Source organism: Pseudolabrys taiwanensis (assembly GCF_003367395.1).
Lineage (GTDB): Bacteria > Pseudomonadota > Alphaproteobacteria > Rhizobiales > Xanthobacteraceae > Pseudolabrys > Pseudolabrys taiwanensis.
The window spans coordinates 5,289,704-5,304,557 of the sequence record NZ_CP031417.1 but is presented as its reverse complement, the minus strand read 5'-3'; the positions used below and the strand labels follow the sequence as shown (position 1 = coordinate 5,304,557).

Sequence of the window (14,854 nt, the reverse complement as noted above, 5' to 3'; positions counted from 1 at the left end):
CTACCTCAACTTCAACGTCGCGAGGCCGGCGAGCGCCAGCACCACGGCGACGATCCAGAAGCGGATCACGATCTGCGGCTCGGTCCAGCCGAGTTGCTCGTAGTGATGATGGATCGGCGCCATCTTGAACACGCGCTTGCCGGTGAGCTTGAACGAGACCACCTGCACGATCACCGACACGGCCTCGAGCACGAACAGGCCGCCGACGATGGCGAGCACGATCTCGTGCTTGATGGCGACCGCGACCGAACCGAGCAGGCCGCCGAGCGCCAGCGAGCCGGTGTCGCCCATGAAAATCGACGCCGGCGGCGCGTTGAACCACAGAAAGCCTAAGCCCGCGCCGATGCAGGCGCCGCACAGCACGGCGAGTTCGCCGGTGCCGGCGACATAGTGCAGCTGCAGGTATTCGGAGAACAGCGCGTTGCCGACGATGTAGGAGATGAAGCCGAAGGTGCCGGCCGCGATCATCACCGGCACGATGGCGAGGCCGTCGAGACCGTCCGTCAGGTTCACCGCGTTGCCGGCGCCGACGATGACGAAAGCGCCGACGACGACAAACAGGATGCCGAGGTTGAACACCAGGTCCTTGAAGAACGGGAACACCAGCGAGGTGGCGATCGGCCCTCTGCCGAGCCGGGCGAGCAGAACGCAGGCGACGATGGCGATGGCGAATTCCGCCATCAGCCGCGTGCGCCCGGCAAAGCCGGCATTAGTCTGCTTGGTGACCTTCAGATAGTCGTCATAAAAGCCGATCAGGCCGAAGGCGAGCGTGACGCCGAGCACGATCCAAACGTACGGGTTGGCGGGATTGGCCCACAGCAGCGTCGACACCAGCATGCCGGAGAGAATCATCAGGCCGCCCATGGTGGGCGTGCCCTTCTTGGTAATCAGGTGTGACTTCGGCCCGTCCTCGCGAATCGGCTGCCCTTTGCCTTGTTTGACACGCAACAGATCGATGATCGGGCCGCCGAACAGAAAGACGAACACCAGCGCGGTGACGACGGCGCCGCCGGTGCGAAAGGTGATGTAGCGGAAAACGTTGAAGAACGAGACCTTATCGGAAAGCTCGGTGAGCCAATAAAACATCGGTTCAAACCTTGGCCGCCACCGCGGCATCCTCTCGGGGAAACTGGCGCTCCAGCGCTTTCACGATCGGACCCATTTTCGAGCCCAGCGAGCCTTTCACCATGACCGCGTCGCCGGCGCGGACGGCCTCGAGAACCTGCGGTTCCAGCGCGGCCGATGTCTCGGCATAGCCGCCCTTCCGACCGGAGGGAAGAGCCTCCCAGAGGCTGTGCATGAGCGGGCCGGAACAGAACACCAGATCGATCTTGGCGTCGGCCAAGGCCGCGGCGAGCCCGGCGTGCAGCGTCGGCCCGGGCGCCCCCAATTCGAGCATGTCGCCGAGAACGGCAATCCGTCGTCCGCGCATACCGACCGGCGCCTGACCGAGCAACGCGATGGCCGCCGCCATCGATGCCGGATTGGCGTTGTAGCTCTCGTCGATCAGCAGCGCCTGTCCGCCCGGAACCTTGAGCGTCGCGCGCGCGCCGCGGCCGATCGAGGGCTTGAGATGGGTGAGCGCGAGCGCGGCATGGGCGATATCGGCGCCCGCGAGTTCGACCGCCGCCAGCACGGCGAGCGAGTTCATGACGAGATGGCGGCCGGGTGCGCCGAGCTTGTACGCGACGTGATGGCCGAGGATGTCGGCCTCGACCGCCGAGGATTCGTCCTGCAGGGCATAACGAATGAGCCGCGCCTCGGCCTTCGCGGCCTCGCCGAAAGTGACAATGCGCGCAACGCCCGCCGCTTTCGCCGCCGCTTCGAGGTGCGCGAACTGTTCGTTGTCGCGGTTGAGCACCGCGACACCACCCGGCACGAGGCCGGTGAAGATCTCCGCCTTGGCATCGGCGATCTTCTCGAGCGAGCCGAAATATTCGAGATGCACCGGCGCGATGGTGGTGATGATGGCGATATGCGGCCGCACCATCGCCACCAACGGCGTGATCTCGCCGGCATGGTTCATGCCGATCTCGAACACCGCATATTGCGCCGACGCCGGACAGCGGGCGAGCGACAGCGGCACGCCCCAGTGATTGTTGTAGGAGGCGGCGGAGGCGTGCGTTTCGCCTTCGGCGGAGAACGCGAGGCGCAACGCTTCCTTGGTGCCGGTCTTGCCGACCGAACCGGTGACCGCGATCACTTGCCCCTTGAGCCGCGCGCGCGCAGCGCGGCCGAGATCGCGCAAGGCGTCGAGCACGTCGTCCACGATGAGCAGCGGTGCATCGGCCGCGAAGCGGCCGCGTTTGTCGCGCGCGACGACGGCAAGGCCGGCGCCCGCTTTCAACGCGGCCTCGACGAAGTCATGGCCGTCGCGCGCATCGGTCAGCGCGAAGAAAGCTTCGCCTTTGCCGATGGTGCGGGTGTCGATCGAGATGCCGGCGATAGCCTCCGGCGGCGCGCCCGCTTTGTCGGCTCGCATCGCGGTGGTCATTTCGGCGGTGGTCCAGAGAGAAGTCATACGGCTGTTCCAGTCGCTCTTTCTTTACCCTCCCCCTTGTGGGGAGGGTCGCTCATCGAGCGGCAGCGAGATGAGCGGGGTGGGGGTAATGGCACGTTTTGCTCAAACGCGACCACCCCCACCCGCTCGCGACCTTCGGCCGCTCGCCGTCCTCCCCACAAGGGGGAGGGCAAAAGCAAGCGTGCGCAATCTCCGCTCACTCCCCCACTTCCTTCAATGCTTCCGCCACCGCCTCATGATCCGAGAAGTGCACCGTGCGATTGCCGATGATCTGGCCGGTTTCATGGCCCTTGCCGGCAACGAGCAGCACATCGCCGACCTGCAAATCAGCGACGCCCTGGCGGATCGCCGCCGCGCGATCGCCAATTTCGCGCGCGCCGGGCGCCGCCGCAAGAATGGCGGCGCGGATCTTGGCCGGATCCTCGCTGCGCGGATTGTCGTCGGTGACGATCACCTCGTCGGCCTTCTCGTGCGCGATGCGGCCCATGATCGGCCGCTTGCCGGCGTCGCGGTCGCCGCCGCAGCCGAACACCACGATCAGCTTGCCCGACGTGTAAGGCCGCAACGCCTCGATGGCTTTCTCGAGCGCGTCGGGCTTGTGCGCATAGTCGATGAAAATCGGCGCGCCGTTCCGCTCGCCGGCGAACTCAAGCCGGCCTTTGGCGCCGACGAGATTTTCCAGCGCGGCGAAGACGCGTTTCGGCTCACCGCCCGTGGCGATGGCGAGACCGGCCGCGACGGCCGCGTTCTCGATCTGGAAGGCGCCGACCAAAGGCAGCCGCACATTATAATGATGGCCGGCGTGGGCGAACTGCACGACCTGGGCAAAGCCTTCGATGGTGGTGCCGGCAAGATGAATACCCTCGCCCTTGGCGCCGACGGTCATGATCGTCAGGCCGCGCTTCCGCGCGGCGGCGACAACTTGCGGCGCATGCGCGTCGTCGACGTTGATCACCGCCGTGCCGCCATCGACGACAAGGTCGGTGAACAGCCGCAGCTTGGCGGCGAGATAGGCCTCGAGCGTCGGATGATAATCGAGATGATCGCGCGAGAGATTGGTGTAGCCGGCGGCGGCGACGCGCACGCCGTCGAGCCGGTGCTGGTCGAGGCCGTGCGAGGAAGCTTCCAGGGCCAGATGCGTCACGCCCTCGCCGGCAAGTTCGTCGAGGCTTTTATGCAGCGCGATCGGATCGGGCGTGGTGAGCGAGCCGTAGATCTCGCCTTTCGGCGACACGACGCCGACAGTGCCGACGCTCGCGGCGGCGTGTCCGAGCGCGGTCCAGATCTGGCGCAGGAAGGCGGCGACCGAGGTCTTGCCCGAGGTGCCGGTGACGGCGGCAATGGTGGCCGGCTGACGCGGATAGAATTTCGCCGCGGCAAGCGCCAGCGCGCGCCGCACGTTCTCGACCGCGATGAACGCGACATGCGCCGGCAGCTCCGGCCGCGTCTCCGCCATCACCGCGACGGCGCCCTGCGTCAACGCCTGCGGCACGAAGGCGAGTCCGTCCGCTTTGGTGCCGGGAACCGCGACGAACAGATCGCCGGGCTTCACCGCGCGGCTGTCGGCCGCGATGCCGGACAGCGTCACATCCGCGAAGCGCGGATCGACGACGGCACTCTCTATGACTAAATCAGCGAGCTTCATTTAGCTTCCCAACGCCCGACCCGTCATCCTGAGGTGCGAGCGTGCGCAGCACGCGAGCCTCGAAGGAGGACGGCTGTCGCCCTTCGAGGCTCGGCCTCGGCCGATCACCTCAGGGTGACTGAGATAGGCCGAGCCAAGCCCGGTTACGCGAGTGATGCACTACCGACTTCACGGCGCCTTGGCCAGGATCAACTGCTCGGCCTTCGGCAGGTCGAAACGCGGCGCGATGTCGAGCAGCGGCGCGATGCGCGCGATCACCTTGCCCGCCACCGGGCCGGCGTTCCAGCCGGCAGTGGCGAAGCCGTAGGTCTCCGGCAGGCCCTGCGGCTCGTCGAGCATGATCATGACGAGATAGCGCGGCTTGTCGGCCGGCAGCACCGCCATGAAGTCCGTGAGCAGCTTGTTCTTGGCGTAACGGCCGTTGACGACCTTCTCGGCGGTGCCGGTTTTGCCGCCGATGTAATAGCCCTGCACGTTGGCCTTGGTGCCGGTGCCCTGCTCGGCATTGAGGCGCATCAGATAGCGCATCTTCTGGCTGGTGTCGGGCTTCAGCACCTGCGTCGCCAGCTTGAGCGCGTCCTCGCGGCTGCGCTTGAGGAAGGTCGGCGGGATCAGCAGACCGCCGTTCATGGTGGCGGCGATGCCCATCACCGCCTGCAGCGGCGCGACCGACAGACCGTGGCCGAAGGAGATGGTGACGGTGTTGAGCTCGCCCCAGCGCTTGGGGACGATCGGCTCGGCACTCTCGGGCAACTCGGTGCGCAGGCGGTCGAGCTGACCCATCTTCTTGAGGAAGGCGCGGTGATATTCGGGACCGAGCGACAGCGCCATGCGCGCGGCGCCGATGTTCGACGAGTATTTGAAGATTTCCGGCACGGATAGCATGCGCGGCATCGGATGGTCGTCGTGGATGGTGAAGCGGCCGTAGCGCAGCGACTGGCGGCCGTCGAAGGTCGAGTTCAGCGTCACGCGGCCGGAATCGAGCGCCATCGCGACGGTGAAGACCTTGAAGGTCGAACCCATTTCGAACACGCCGGTGGTGAGCCGGTTGATGCGCGTCGGGTCGTTGGCCTCGCGCGGATTGTTCGGGTCGTAGTCGGGCTCGGACACCATGGCGACGATCTCGCCGGTGTTGACATCGAGCACGAGGCCGGCCGACGCCTTGGCCTTGAACTTGTCGCGCGCTTTGACGAGTTCGTCGCGCATCGCGAACTGCACGCGCAGATCGACGGCGAGTTCGACCGGCTTCTGCAGCCGGTCCGACGCGAGACCCGCCATGTGCAGCGCGGCGAGCCCCTGCCCGTCCAACCATTTCTCGATGCCGGCGATGCCCTGGTTGTCGATGTTCACATGGCCGAGCGTGTGCGAGATCGTCGGGCCGTTCGGATAGACGCGCTTGTTCTCGGGCAGGAAGCCGACGCCCGGAATGCCGAGATGGAAGACCTGGCGTTGCTGCTCGGGCGTGATTTCACGCTTGAGCCAGACGAAGCCGCGCTTGGACGAAAGCCGCTCGCGCACTTCGTTGGCGTCGAGATCGGGCAAGGTCGCGGTGAGCAGTTCCACGGCCTCGTCGACGTCGATGAGCTTGCGCGGCTCGGCGAACAGCGACGGCGTCTTCACATCGGTTGCGAGAATCTCGCCATTGCGATCGAGAATATCGGGACGCGCGGTGGCGATGGCGTCCTGACCGACGCTGCGGCGGCCGTTATGGCCGTCGCTGAAGGTCGCGAACATGACGAGCCGCACCGCGATGACGACGTAAACGCCCGCGAAGATGACGATGGCGAGGCCGAGGCGCGCCTTGGCCTTCACATTGCGGTCGACACCGCGGCCATAGAGCAGGCCGCGCATGAAGCGCTGCCAGCGGCTTTCGTTGGGGACGACGGACTGCATACTGCTCACCGTTTCGCGGGCACGCTGCCGGTCGTGTCGGGCGCGGACAGCATGGCGCCGATCGGATCGCTCGACTGGGGCGATACGATCTGCGGCGGTTTCTCGGGCAGCCGATCGAGATTGTCGAACTGCGTCGGCTGGAGCGGCTTGAGCGTCAGATGACGCTCGGCCAAGGTCTGGATGCGGCTCGGCGTTTCGAGCTTCGCCCATTCGGCGCGGAGCCGCGCGATGGCGTCTTGTTCCTTCCGGATCTCGTTGCGCACCTTGGCGAGACGCTCGGCCTGCAGCGTCGAGTCGAACTTGATCTTGTAGACGTAGGACGCCGCCAGGATCAGCGCCGCGATCACCAGGATGTTGAGAAGCCGCATGGTTCAGCGCCCCCTCAGCACGTCGGCGAGCGACGGCAGGCGCGGCAACAACGCGGCGACATTGTCGCGATGCGCCACGGCCTCGGTGCGCTCGCCGGCCCGCAGCTTGGCGGAACGCGCGCGCGGGTTCTGGGCGATCTCGTCCTCATCGGCAACGACGGGGCGCTTGGTCAGCACGGTAAAGCTCGGCGCCGCGCGCTGCACTTCCGGCGCGTGACGCGAGCCGCCCCGCGTTTCGCTGCGCGACGCCAGGAATGTCTTGACGATGCGGTCTTCCAGCGAATGGAAGGAGACGACGACCAGACGGCCGCCCGGCTTGAGCACGCGCTCGGCGGCCCCAAGCGCGGTGGCGAGTTCGCCGAGCTCGTCGTTGACGAAGATGCGCAGCGCCTGAAACGTGCGCGTCGCCGGATGAATCTCGTGCGGCTTGGCGCGCACCACGGACGAAACGATGTCGGCCAAAGCACGCGTGGTTTCGATGCGCGTTTCGGCGCGCGCCTTGACGATGGCGCGGGCGATGGCGCGCGAGAAGCGCTCTTCGCCGAGGATATAGATGATGTTGGCGAGGTCGCGCTCGCCCGCCGCGTTGACGACGTCGGCGGCGCTCGCGCCCTCGCCGCTCATGCGCATGTCGAGCGGGCCGTCGAGGCGGAACGAGAAGCCGCGCTCCGCCTGGTCGAGTTGCATCGACGAGACGCCGACATCGAGCACGATGCCGTCGACCTGCTCGTGGCCGCAGTCGCGCGCGACGTTATCCAGATTGGAAAACCGATCCTCGACCAGGGTCAGCCGGCCTTGCGCCTGCTCGACCAAGTCGGCGCCGAGCGCCAGCGCGGTCTGATCGCGATCGATGCCGATCACCTGGCAGTGCGCCGCGGCCAGAATCGCACGCGTATAGCCGCCGGCGCCGAACGTGCCGTCGATGTAGACGCCGCCATCCTTGACGTTGAGGAATTGCAGCGCTGGGCGACCGAGCACGGGAATGTGGAGGGCCGGTCCGCCAGCGACAGCAAAGCCGCCGCCACCCGCCGTCATTCCCGTGCTCCGAGCGCGTTGCGCCCCGCCGCCTGGGAGCTCAGCTCGGCCTTGAGCGCGCGCACCTTTTGGGTGGCCTCCGCGAGCTCGTGCTGGAAACGGCCAGGCTCCCAGATCTGAAACTTGTGACCCAACCCGACAAACGTCACGCTGTCCGCGATACCGGCGTGGCGCTTCAAGCTCTCGCTCAGCATCACGCGGCCCTCGCCATCCACTTTGAGCGTCTCGCTGGTGCCGTAGAGCGCCAGCGCGAACTGCTCGCGCTCCTCCGAGAAAGGCGTGAATCGTCCGATCAACGCCTCGATCTCCGCCATCAACGCATTGCCACCCGCATCGATCGCCGGCCGGTCCAACGCCGGATAGCAATAGAGCCCCTCGAAGCCGTCGCGGCCGAGCACCGATCGGAAGAGAGCCGGGATCGAGACGCGACCCTTGGAGTCGAGCCGCAACGTGATGTTGGACACGAAGCGGTCCGCCATATCCCGCACTCACCACCGACTGAACGCCACGCCCGTGGGCCGCGCGGAGCGGGTCCCTCAGAACCGCCACGTCGTCCCGAATCCGGGCTGGGAAGAAACTGGCGATCCTTGCAAATCTCGTTTGGGATACCATGGGATATTATGGGCGTCAATGGAATGGCCCTGCCCCGGGACCGATTCAGGCCACCGACGCACCGCGCGCTCGTTCATCATTAACGGCGCTTAAACTTAAGGATTTATTGCCGTCCGCGGTTCCCAGTCACGGAACCCGCTTCGCGCGGCATCCCGGTGCCGCGCCCCCGCCCCTGCGACTTCGTCGCCGGGCAAGGAACATGACCGCACGCCACGAGTTGGCTGCACGCGGGCTGCGGCAGGCCCGCAATTCAGACAGTTCCGTTTGGAAGGGACAGAGGAGGCATCCAATGATCAAACATCTTATGGCCGGCGCGGCGATCAGCGCGCTGATGGCTACGGGCGCACTCGCGCAATCGTCGAGCGCACCCTCCGGTTCGACGGCATCGCCGCCGGCGGCGACGACTCAGTCGGCTCCGGCCGGCTCGGCTGCCACCGGTCAGGCACAGTTCGTCTCGTCGCAGACGCCGGATCAGCTGCTGGCGACCAAGTTCAAGGGCACCGATGTCCTTGGCGCCGACAATCAGAAGATCGGCGACATCAGCGACATCCTGTTCGACAAGAGCGGCAAGATCGACGCCTACGTCGTGAGCGTCGGCGGCTTCCTCGGCATGGGCGCGAAGGAAGTGGCGCTCGCACCGTCAGCTTTCCAGATGGTGCCGGGCGACAACGGCGGTGACCCGAAGCTGAAGACCGCGATGACCAAGGATCAGCTCACGAACGCCCAGGCCTTCGCCCGTTACGAGGCGCCGAAGCCGGCGGCCACGACTGGCGCCGGCGGCGCCAGCAGCGGCATGGGCACGCGCCCCGCGACCCCGAGTTCGACCGGTCGATAAGCACGCATCAGGTTGCGTGAGCGTAGCGTAACAGTTGCGTGCGTTGCGCGGCCCGGACCTCCGGGCCGCGCTTTTGCGTTCATGACATGCGTGGCTTGCAGAGGAGAGTCACAAAGGTGCACGCGCATATTGCTTTTTCGCCGCCACACGGCGAAAGATGACCGACGTATTCCTCACAATGACAATGTTACCAGCGCCGGCCGACATGCCCGCCTTCCAGCCGGATTCCTTCATCGTCTCTGACGTCCTCCCGTCGCCGAGCTTTGACGAGCGCGTCGGCGGCGCACCCGACATCATTCTCCTGCATTATACCGGCATGCAGAGCGGCGAAGCCGCGCTGCGGCGGCTGACAACAGCCGAGAGCAAAGTCTCGGCGCACTACGTCGTGTTCGAGGACGGCCGCATCGTGCAATGCGTGCCGGAGGAAAAGCGCGCCTGGCATGCGGGCGTCTCGTTCTGGGCCGGCGAAACCGATATCAACTCGCGCTCGATCGGCATCGAAGTCGTCAATCCCGGCCACGAATTCGGCTATCAGAACTTTCCGCTCAGGCAGATCGCCGCGGTCATCTCGCTGTGCAAGTCGATCATGACCCGGTACATCGTCAGCAGCGACCGCGTGCTCGCACATTCAGATGTCGCGCCGTCACGTAAGCAGGATCCCGGCGAGAAGTTTCCGTGGGAGTTGCTGCACGAATCCGGCATCGGCCACTGGGTGCGGCCGGCGCGGACCAATGTCGACGGCGTGAAGTTGCATCCGGGCGATCGCGGCGATGCGGTCGCGCGGCTGCAGCGCATGCTCGCCGCATACGGCTACGGCATCGAAGAGACCGGCCAGTATGACGACACGACGCGCGACGTGGTGATCGCCTTCCAACGCCACTTCCGGCAGGCGCGCGTCGACGGCGTCGCCGATCCCTCGACGCAGCTCACCTTGCGGACCTTGAGCGATACGCGCCCGCGGAAGACGGGCTAGCGGCGCGCGTCGTCTTGCCGCTGCGGGCTTCGCGCCGAAAGCCATCGGGATCGACGACGAAGCCGCGCCCGGTTCCAAAGCCGCCGAGAGCGCCCGAATCCCGCCTCAGACTGGGGACAATTCGGCCCCAGACCGGAGTCATGGGTCAACCGGCCGTAGCGACAGATGCGGCCATCTTCATCTTGAACCTCTATAGCCCGGGCCTCTCCTCCAAGAGGTCCGGGCCTTTTTTGACTATGGCCGCACACCGCGCTTGACGTGGCCCGCCGCCACCCCCATGCCTATGCGGTCAGTCGGCTGGACGGCCGCTCCGCGCCAATGCCGAAAGGCGGCCGGAGAGGAAAGTCCGGGCTCCAGGGACAAACGGTGCCGGATAACGTCCGGCGGGTGCGAACCCAGGGACAGTGCCACAGAGAACAGACCGCCACGGTCACGTTGCGTATCGACCGCGGCAAGGGTGAAACGGTGCGGTAAGAGCGCACCGCGCTTCCGGCAACGGCGGCGGCACGGCAAACCCCACCGGGAGCAAAACCGAATAGGAACGGCGTGGACGCAAGTCCGATCGGTCCCGATCAGCCGTTCGGGTAGGTTGCATGATGCGCCGGGCAACCGGCGTACCAGAGGAATGGCCGTCACGTTCGCGGGCTTGCTCGCGGGCCATACAGAACCCGGCTTACAGGCTGGCTGATCTATCTCAGGGGGCTCGATGGGACACCATCGGGCCCCCGCCAATTTCGAGGGGCCGCACGCATCATTTCTGCGTCGGCTCGACCAGGCGCAGCTTGCCGTTCGTGACGTGGCCCGGCGGCGCCGGCGGCATCGATTTGCGGAGCTGAGCGAGGCTATCGGCAGTCATGTCGGCTGCGGGTAACGGTTTGCCGAAGTAGAAGCCCTGCACCTGATCGGCATGCGCGTTGTAAAGGAAGTCGACCTGGGCGGCGGTCTCCACACCCTCGACCGTCACGCGCATGTTCATCTCGCGGCCGAGCGCGATGATGGTCTTGACCACCGTCTCGACGTCGCGGCCCGATTTCGCGAAGCTCTCCATGAAGCTTCTATCGATCTTGATCTTGTCGAACGGAAACTTCCAAAGATAACTCAGGCTGGAATAGCCGGTGCCGAAGTCGTCCATCACGACCGACAGGCCCATGTCCTTAAGCCGCCGCAACGTCGCCATGGTGGCATCGCTGTTGTGCATCAGCAGCGATTCCGTGATCTCCAATTCGAGCCGGCGCGGATCGAGCCCGCTTTCCTTCAGCGCGTCGGTGACCGTCTGCTCGATCGTGCCGGATTCGAACTGGGACGGCGACAGGTTGACCGCCACCGTCAGCTCTTTCGGCCATGACGTCGCCGTGCGGCAGGCCTCGCCCAGCACCCAGGCGCCGATCTTGTCGATCATCCGCATTTCCTCGGCCACCGGGATGAACTCCGTTGGCGAGACGAGCGTGCCATCCGGCGCCGGCAAACGCACCAAAGCCTCGAAACCGACGAGACGTTTGCTATCCATCTCGAACACCGGCTGGTAGTGCAGCACGAACTTTCCGTGCGCAACGCAGTCGCGGATCACCTTCTCGAGCGCGACCCGCTTCTGCAGCGCCTCGTCCATCTCTGGCGCGAAGAATCGGATGCGGTCGCGCCCCGCCGCCTTGCCGGCATAGAGCGCGAGGTCCGCGCTCTTGAGCAGCCGTTCGGCGCTCGCGCCGTCGGCCGGGGCGATGGCAACGCCGATGGTGAAGTCGCCAGGATTTCCTGCTCGCGGAAATAGGCCGGCGCGCGCAGCACCTGGGCCAGGCGCCCAGCGAACTCCTCGGCCTGGCTCTTCTGCGCGAAGCCGGTCTGCACCACCACGAACTCGTCGCCGCCCAGCCGCGCCACCATGTCCTCGATGCGGGTCAGCGCGCGCAGGCGCTCGCCCACCGTCGCGAGCAGAAAGTCGCCGCCGTCATGACCGAACCCATCATTGATCTGCTTGAAGTGATCAACGTCGATGAAATGAACCGCAACTAGCCCGCTGGTCGACGGCATGACGGCCAGGGCGGCCTCCAGGCGCTCGATCAAGCGCGCGCGATTGGCGAGGCCGGTGAGCACGTCGTGATGCGCGAGGAACTGGATGCGGCGGTCGGCGTGTTGCTTCTCCCGCGTGCGCCTATACCAGGCGACGGCCGGTACACCGAACGACAAAGCGGTCAATGAACAGAGCGACAGGGCCGCGAGCAGAAACGCCCACACGAAGCTTTCCCGCTCCGCGGTCAGATCGACATAAGCGGCGACCACGGCGACCGGCCTGCCTTGCACCAAAGCAGGCACGTAAGCCTGCGCGAAGTAAGCGGGCTCGCCCGGCGCACGCCCTTCCTTGGCATCGACGACCGCCCGATCGCGCTTAACCGCCTCCGCGGCGATAGGATTGAACTCGGACAGGTCGATCGGCGTCACCTTTTCGCGGTCGGCGACCAGCATCGAGTAACCGTAGCGATTGAAGACCGTGTAGCGGAACACCGCGCCGCTCGTGCGCGCTGTTGCGAGGAAGGTCAGGCTCGCCGATGACGGCGCCTCACCGGCGGCGATCTGCTCGAGATCGACGACGTTATCGGCCAGGTACTTGGCCCAAAGTTGCGCCGCGCGCGTCGCGGTTTGATACAGCAGATGATCAGTCGTCGCTTTGACGATGACCCACGTGCCGCCGACCAGCAATACAAGGACGACGACGAGCGCCGCGACGTAACGCCAGAAGAATGTCGTTGAAGGTGTCGCCATCGGATGCTCTAGCGCGCCCCTGAACGGATGGTGGAAAGCTCGGCCTCGAGCCGCTCCAGAAGGTCGCGATTCCGCGTGCCGGTCGCCGCCCAATCTTCGATCAGCGTCCGGAAACTTCGCTCCGCGACGTCCCGATCGGCCGGCGACGGGATGACGAGAACGTGTCTGGGGTCCGATCCGAGAGCGGCGGTGTTGCGCTGGTCGATCGCGCTGAGGGCCTCGATCCACCGCGCCGCGGTCCATTCACCGCTGTACTTGCGGATCAAATCCTTGGCCGCGTCGGGCAGGCTCTCGAACTTCTTGCGGTTCATCAGCAACGCGACCGGCGCGACGCCCACAACAAGATAATAGTGATACGTGGCAAAGCGTCCGATGCCGTAATCGTGCAGACCGGTCAGCGCGATCACAGCGCTGTCGACGGTCCCGCGTTCGATCGCGGCAGCCACTTGCGATACCGGCATGACCGTCGGGATCATGCCCAGACGTTCGAGCGCCGCCGCTTCGGTTGCATTGTTGACCCGGACCTTCTGGCCACGCAGCGCCGCGATCGACGGAACCGGCTTGCTGCTGTGAATGAACGCGGGACTGGTGACGTAGGTACCGATAACGAAGAACGGTTGATAGCCGCGCAATCGATCTGCGGCGACCAAGTGCGTATAGGCCAGCGTACCCTCGCGGAAATCCTGGACGAGACCCGGAAACTCGAACAGCTCGTTGTCCGGAAACCGGTAAGGTGTCTGACCGGGAATGACCCAGGCGATATCGGCGATCTCCTTTTGGAGCATCGCCGGCTGGTCGGGCACCGACTTGCCGAGGGCGCCATCGGCATAGACGACGATGTTGACGAGTCCTTTCCCCTCGGCATTGACCGCCTCGACGAAGGGCTTGATGCCGGCCTGATAGGCCTGCGCCTGTTCGGACCCAATATAGGAGAGTTTGAGCTGAACGGGCTCACCCACAGCGATTGTGGGTGACAGCACCGCGACGCAGCTGACGGCGGCCCGGCACAAGAACCGCTTCGCGCTTTCGACCGGCGAGGCGTCCAAGTTGTGGGCCATCGGGTGGCTCACTTTGCCACACGCAGATTGGCGACGAAGTCGTGCGCCATGCGCACGAGTTCGGCATTGTGCGGCCCCTTCGCCGCGAACTCGTCGGAGATCGTCGAGAAGACGGCCGCCGCCGCATCGAGATCGGCCTGCGACGGCGCAACGATCGTGCGCCGTCGATCTTGCTGCAACTCCTCCCGCGCGTCTTTCACCGCCTTTTCGTAGACTTCAATGAAGCGCGCCGCTGCCCACTCGCCGCTGTATTTGCGGATGATCGCCTGAGCCCGCGGCGGCAGACGGTCGAGCACCTTGCGGTTCATCAGCAGCGTCAGCGGCGCGGAGCTGGTACCCAGCAGGTAATGGTAGCTGGTCAACCGGCCGATGCCGACATCGAACAGCTGCGCCAGCGCAACCGTCGCACCATCCAGCGTGCCATCCATGATGGCCGGCGCCGTCTCGTTGAAAGCGATGACCTTCGGCAGCGCGCCCAGCTTGGCGAGCGCTTCCGCCTGGGTTGCGTTGTTGACGCGAATCCTTTGACCTTTGAGATCGGCAAGGCTCTGGGTCGGCTTGCGGCTGTTGATCGTCTCCGGCGGAGTCGCGAAAGCCCCAACGACGAAGAACTCGTCATAGCCGGCGAGCGCATTGGCGTGAACCAGATTGGTGAAGGTCAGCGTCGCTTCGCGCACGTCCTTGAACAGGCCGGGCAATTCGATCACGCCGCTGTCGACGAAGCGTTCCGGGTTCTGTCCGGGAATGATGAAGGCGATGTCGGCGCCGCCGGACAGCACCAGATCCGGCAATTCGCGCTGCACCTTGCCGAGTGTGCCGCTGGTATAGACCTCGATCTTGACGACACCTTCCCCTTCGCGGTTGACGGCTTCCACGAATGGCCGGATCGCGGCGGCGTAAGCGATCGTCCGGTCCGACGTGAAGAATGACAGTTTCAGGGTGATCGGCTGCGCCACGGCTGGGGACACAACGAGTGCGAAAGCGAACGCCGCAAAACGCATGACACTGGTGACCACAGTCAGACTCCCGATCCGCTGGCGCAAGCTGCTTCAGCCCGGGCATCGGATTTAAGCCATTGGTACTTTTTGATTTTAGATCGGCCTTGCATGGCGAGGTGGTAGCATCGCCACGGGCGACGCCTCCTGCGCCTCGGCTTCAGA

Annotated in this window: 13 protein-coding genes and 1 other RNA gene; 3 read left to right on the top strand and 11 right to left on the bottom strand. The window is 65.5% G+C overall.

The genetic code is table 11. The features are described 5' to 3' along the window. The 7 genes from mraY to mraZ form a co-directional block, all read right to left on the bottom strand. On the bottom strand, positions 1–1,086 hold the full coding sequence (mraY, locus tag DW352_RS25225; protein ID WP_115693914.1) for a phospho-N-acetylmuramoyl-pentapeptide-transferase: 1,086 nt from the start codon (positions 1,084–1,086) through the stop codon (positions 1–3). Between the two features lie 4 nt (positions 1,087–1,090). Next, positions 1,091–2,521 (bottom strand): UDP-N-acetylmuramoylalanyl-D-glutamyl-2,6-diaminopimelate--D-alanyl-D-alanine ligase, encoded by a 1,431-nt coding sequence (locus DW352_RS25220; RefSeq protein WP_115693913.1) that lies wholly within the window; start codon positions 2,519–2,521, stop codon positions 1,091–1,093. A 196-nt stretch (positions 2,522–2,717) separates the two neighbouring features. Further along, the gene (locus DW352_RS25215) at positions 2,718–4,166 is read right to left on the bottom strand and encodes a UDP-N-acetylmuramoyl-L-alanyl-D-glutamate--2,6-diaminopimelate ligase (protein WP_115693912.1); all 1,449 of its coding nucleotides are present in this window, start codon (positions 4,164–4,166) and stop codon (positions 2,718–2,720) included. Between the two features lie 168 nt (positions 4,167–4,334). Beyond that, complete coding sequence (locus DW352_RS25210; RefSeq protein WP_115693911.1) at positions 4,335–6,059, bottom strand: peptidoglycan D,D-transpeptidase FtsI family protein; 1,725 nt, start codon at positions 6,057–6,059, stop codon at positions 4,335–4,337. 5 nt (positions 6,060–6,064) lie between these two features. Continuing rightward, positions 6,065–6,427, bottom strand: coding sequence for a cell division protein FtsL (ftsL, locus tag DW352_RS25205; protein ID WP_115693910.1), 363 nt, complete (start codon positions 6,425–6,427; stop codon positions 6,065–6,067). Between the two features lie 3 nt (positions 6,428–6,430). Beyond that, positions 6,431–7,462 (bottom strand): 16S rRNA (cytosine(1402)-N(4))-methyltransferase RsmH, encoded by a 1,032-nt coding sequence (rsmH, locus tag DW352_RS25200; RefSeq protein ID WP_115693909.1) that lies wholly within the window; start codon positions 7,460–7,462, stop codon positions 6,431–6,433. Continuing rightward, a complete protein-coding gene (gene mraZ / locus DW352_RS25195; protein WP_115693908.1) occupies positions 7,459–7,941 on the bottom strand; it encodes a division/cell wall cluster transcriptional repressor MraZ in 483 nt (160 codons plus the stop codon). Before mraZ ends, rsmH begins: the two co-directional genes overlap by 4 nt. Positions 7,942–8,363: 422 nt before the next feature. Here mraZ and DW352_RS25190 point away from each other — a divergent pair, with 422 nt between their 5' ends. The 3 genes from DW352_RS25190 (at position 8,364) to rnpB (ending at position 10,574) form a co-directional block, all read left to right on the top strand. Further along, complete coding sequence (locus DW352_RS25190; protein WP_162827194.1) at positions 8,364–8,909, top strand: PRC-barrel domain-containing protein; 546 nt, start codon at positions 8,364–8,366, stop codon at positions 8,907–8,909. 178 nt (positions 8,910–9,087) lie between these two features. Continuing rightward, positions 9,088–9,882, top strand: a complete 795-nt coding sequence (locus tag DW352_RS25185; protein WP_245434250.1) for an N-acetylmuramoyl-L-alanine amidase — start codon at positions 9,088–9,090, stop codon at positions 9,880–9,882. A 289-nt stretch (positions 9,883–10,171) separates the two neighbouring features. Then, positions 10,172–10,574, top strand: an RNA gene (gene rnpB, locus DW352_RS25180) — RNase P RNA component class A. A gap of 59 nt (positions 10,575–10,633) precedes the next feature. On the opposite strand, the gene DW352_RS27450 is transcribed toward rnpB, so the two are convergent. From DW352_RS27450 to DW352_RS25165, 4 genes are read right to left on the bottom strand one after another with little or no spacing between them, the layout of a single operon-like run. After that, on the bottom strand, positions 10,634–11,488 hold the full coding sequence (locus DW352_RS27450) for a putative bifunctional diguanylate cyclase/phosphodiesterase (protein WP_245434249.1): 855 nt from the start codon (positions 11,486–11,488) through the stop codon (positions 10,634–10,636). Next, positions 11,446–12,636, bottom strand: a complete 1,191-nt coding sequence (locus tag DW352_RS27445) for a GGDEF domain-containing protein (protein ID WP_245434248.1) — start codon at positions 12,634–12,636, stop codon at positions 11,446–11,448. Before DW352_RS27445 ends, DW352_RS27450 begins: the two co-directional genes overlap by 43 nt. A gap of 8 nt (positions 12,637–12,644) precedes the next feature. Then, complete coding sequence (gene dctP, locus DW352_RS25170) at positions 12,645–13,694, bottom strand: TRAP transporter substrate-binding protein DctP (RefSeq protein ID WP_115693905.1); 1,050 nt, start codon at positions 13,692–13,694, stop codon at positions 12,645–12,647. Between the two features lie 8 nt (positions 13,695–13,702). Further along, complete coding sequence (locus DW352_RS25165) at positions 13,703–14,710, bottom strand: TRAP transporter substrate-binding protein (RefSeq protein WP_115693904.1); 1,008 nt, start codon at positions 14,708–14,710, stop codon at positions 13,703–13,705. Between the last annotated feature and the right edge of the window lie 144 nt (positions 14,711–14,854).

Bases quoted from the DNA above. Each gene is read 5' to 3' on its own strand.
- DW352_RS25220 (WP_115693913.1), bottom strand. From the start codon at position 2,521: ATGACTTCTCTCTGGACCACCGCCGAAATGACCACCGCGATGCGAGCC.
- mraZ (WP_115693908.1), bottom strand. From the start codon at position 7,941: ATGGCGGACCGCTTCGTGTCCAACATCACGTTGCGGCTCGACTCCAAG.
- DW352_RS25185 (WP_245434250.1), top strand. From the start codon at position 9,088: ATGACAATGTTACCAGCGCCGGCCGACATGCCCGCCTTCCAGCCGGAT.
- mraY (WP_115693914.1), bottom strand. From the start codon at position 1,086: ATGTTTTATTGGCTCACCGAGCTTTCCGATAAGGTCTCGTTCTTCAAC.
- rsmH (WP_115693909.1), bottom strand. From the start codon at position 7,462: ATGACGGCGGGTGGCGGCGGCTTTGCTGTCGCTGGCGGACCGGCCCTC.
- DW352_RS25190 (WP_162827194.1), top strand. From the start codon at position 8,364: ATGATCAAACATCTTATGGCCGGCGCGGCGATCAGCGCGCTGATGGCT.
- DW352_RS25215 (WP_115693912.1), bottom strand. From the start codon at position 4,166: ATGAAGCTCGCTGATTTAGTCATAGAGAGTGCCGTCGTCGATCCGCGC.
- DW352_RS27445 (WP_245434248.1), bottom strand. From the start codon at position 12,636: ATGGCGACACCTTCAACGACATTCTTCTGGCGTTACGTCGCGGCGCTC.
- DW352_RS27450 (WP_245434249.1), bottom strand. From the start codon at position 11,488: ATGGACGAGGCGCTGCAGAAGCGGGTCGCGCTCGAGAAGGTGATCCGC.
- ftsL (WP_115693910.1), bottom strand. From the start codon at position 6,427: ATGCGGCTTCTCAACATCCTGGTGATCGCGGCGCTGATCCTGGCGGCG.
- DW352_RS25210 (WP_115693911.1), bottom strand. From the start codon at position 6,059: ATGCAGTCCGTCGTCCCCAACGAAAGCCGCTGGCAGCGCTTCATGCGC.
- dctP (WP_115693905.1), bottom strand. From the start codon at position 13,694: ATGGCCCACAACTTGGACGCCTCGCCGGTCGAAAGCGCGAAGCGGTTC.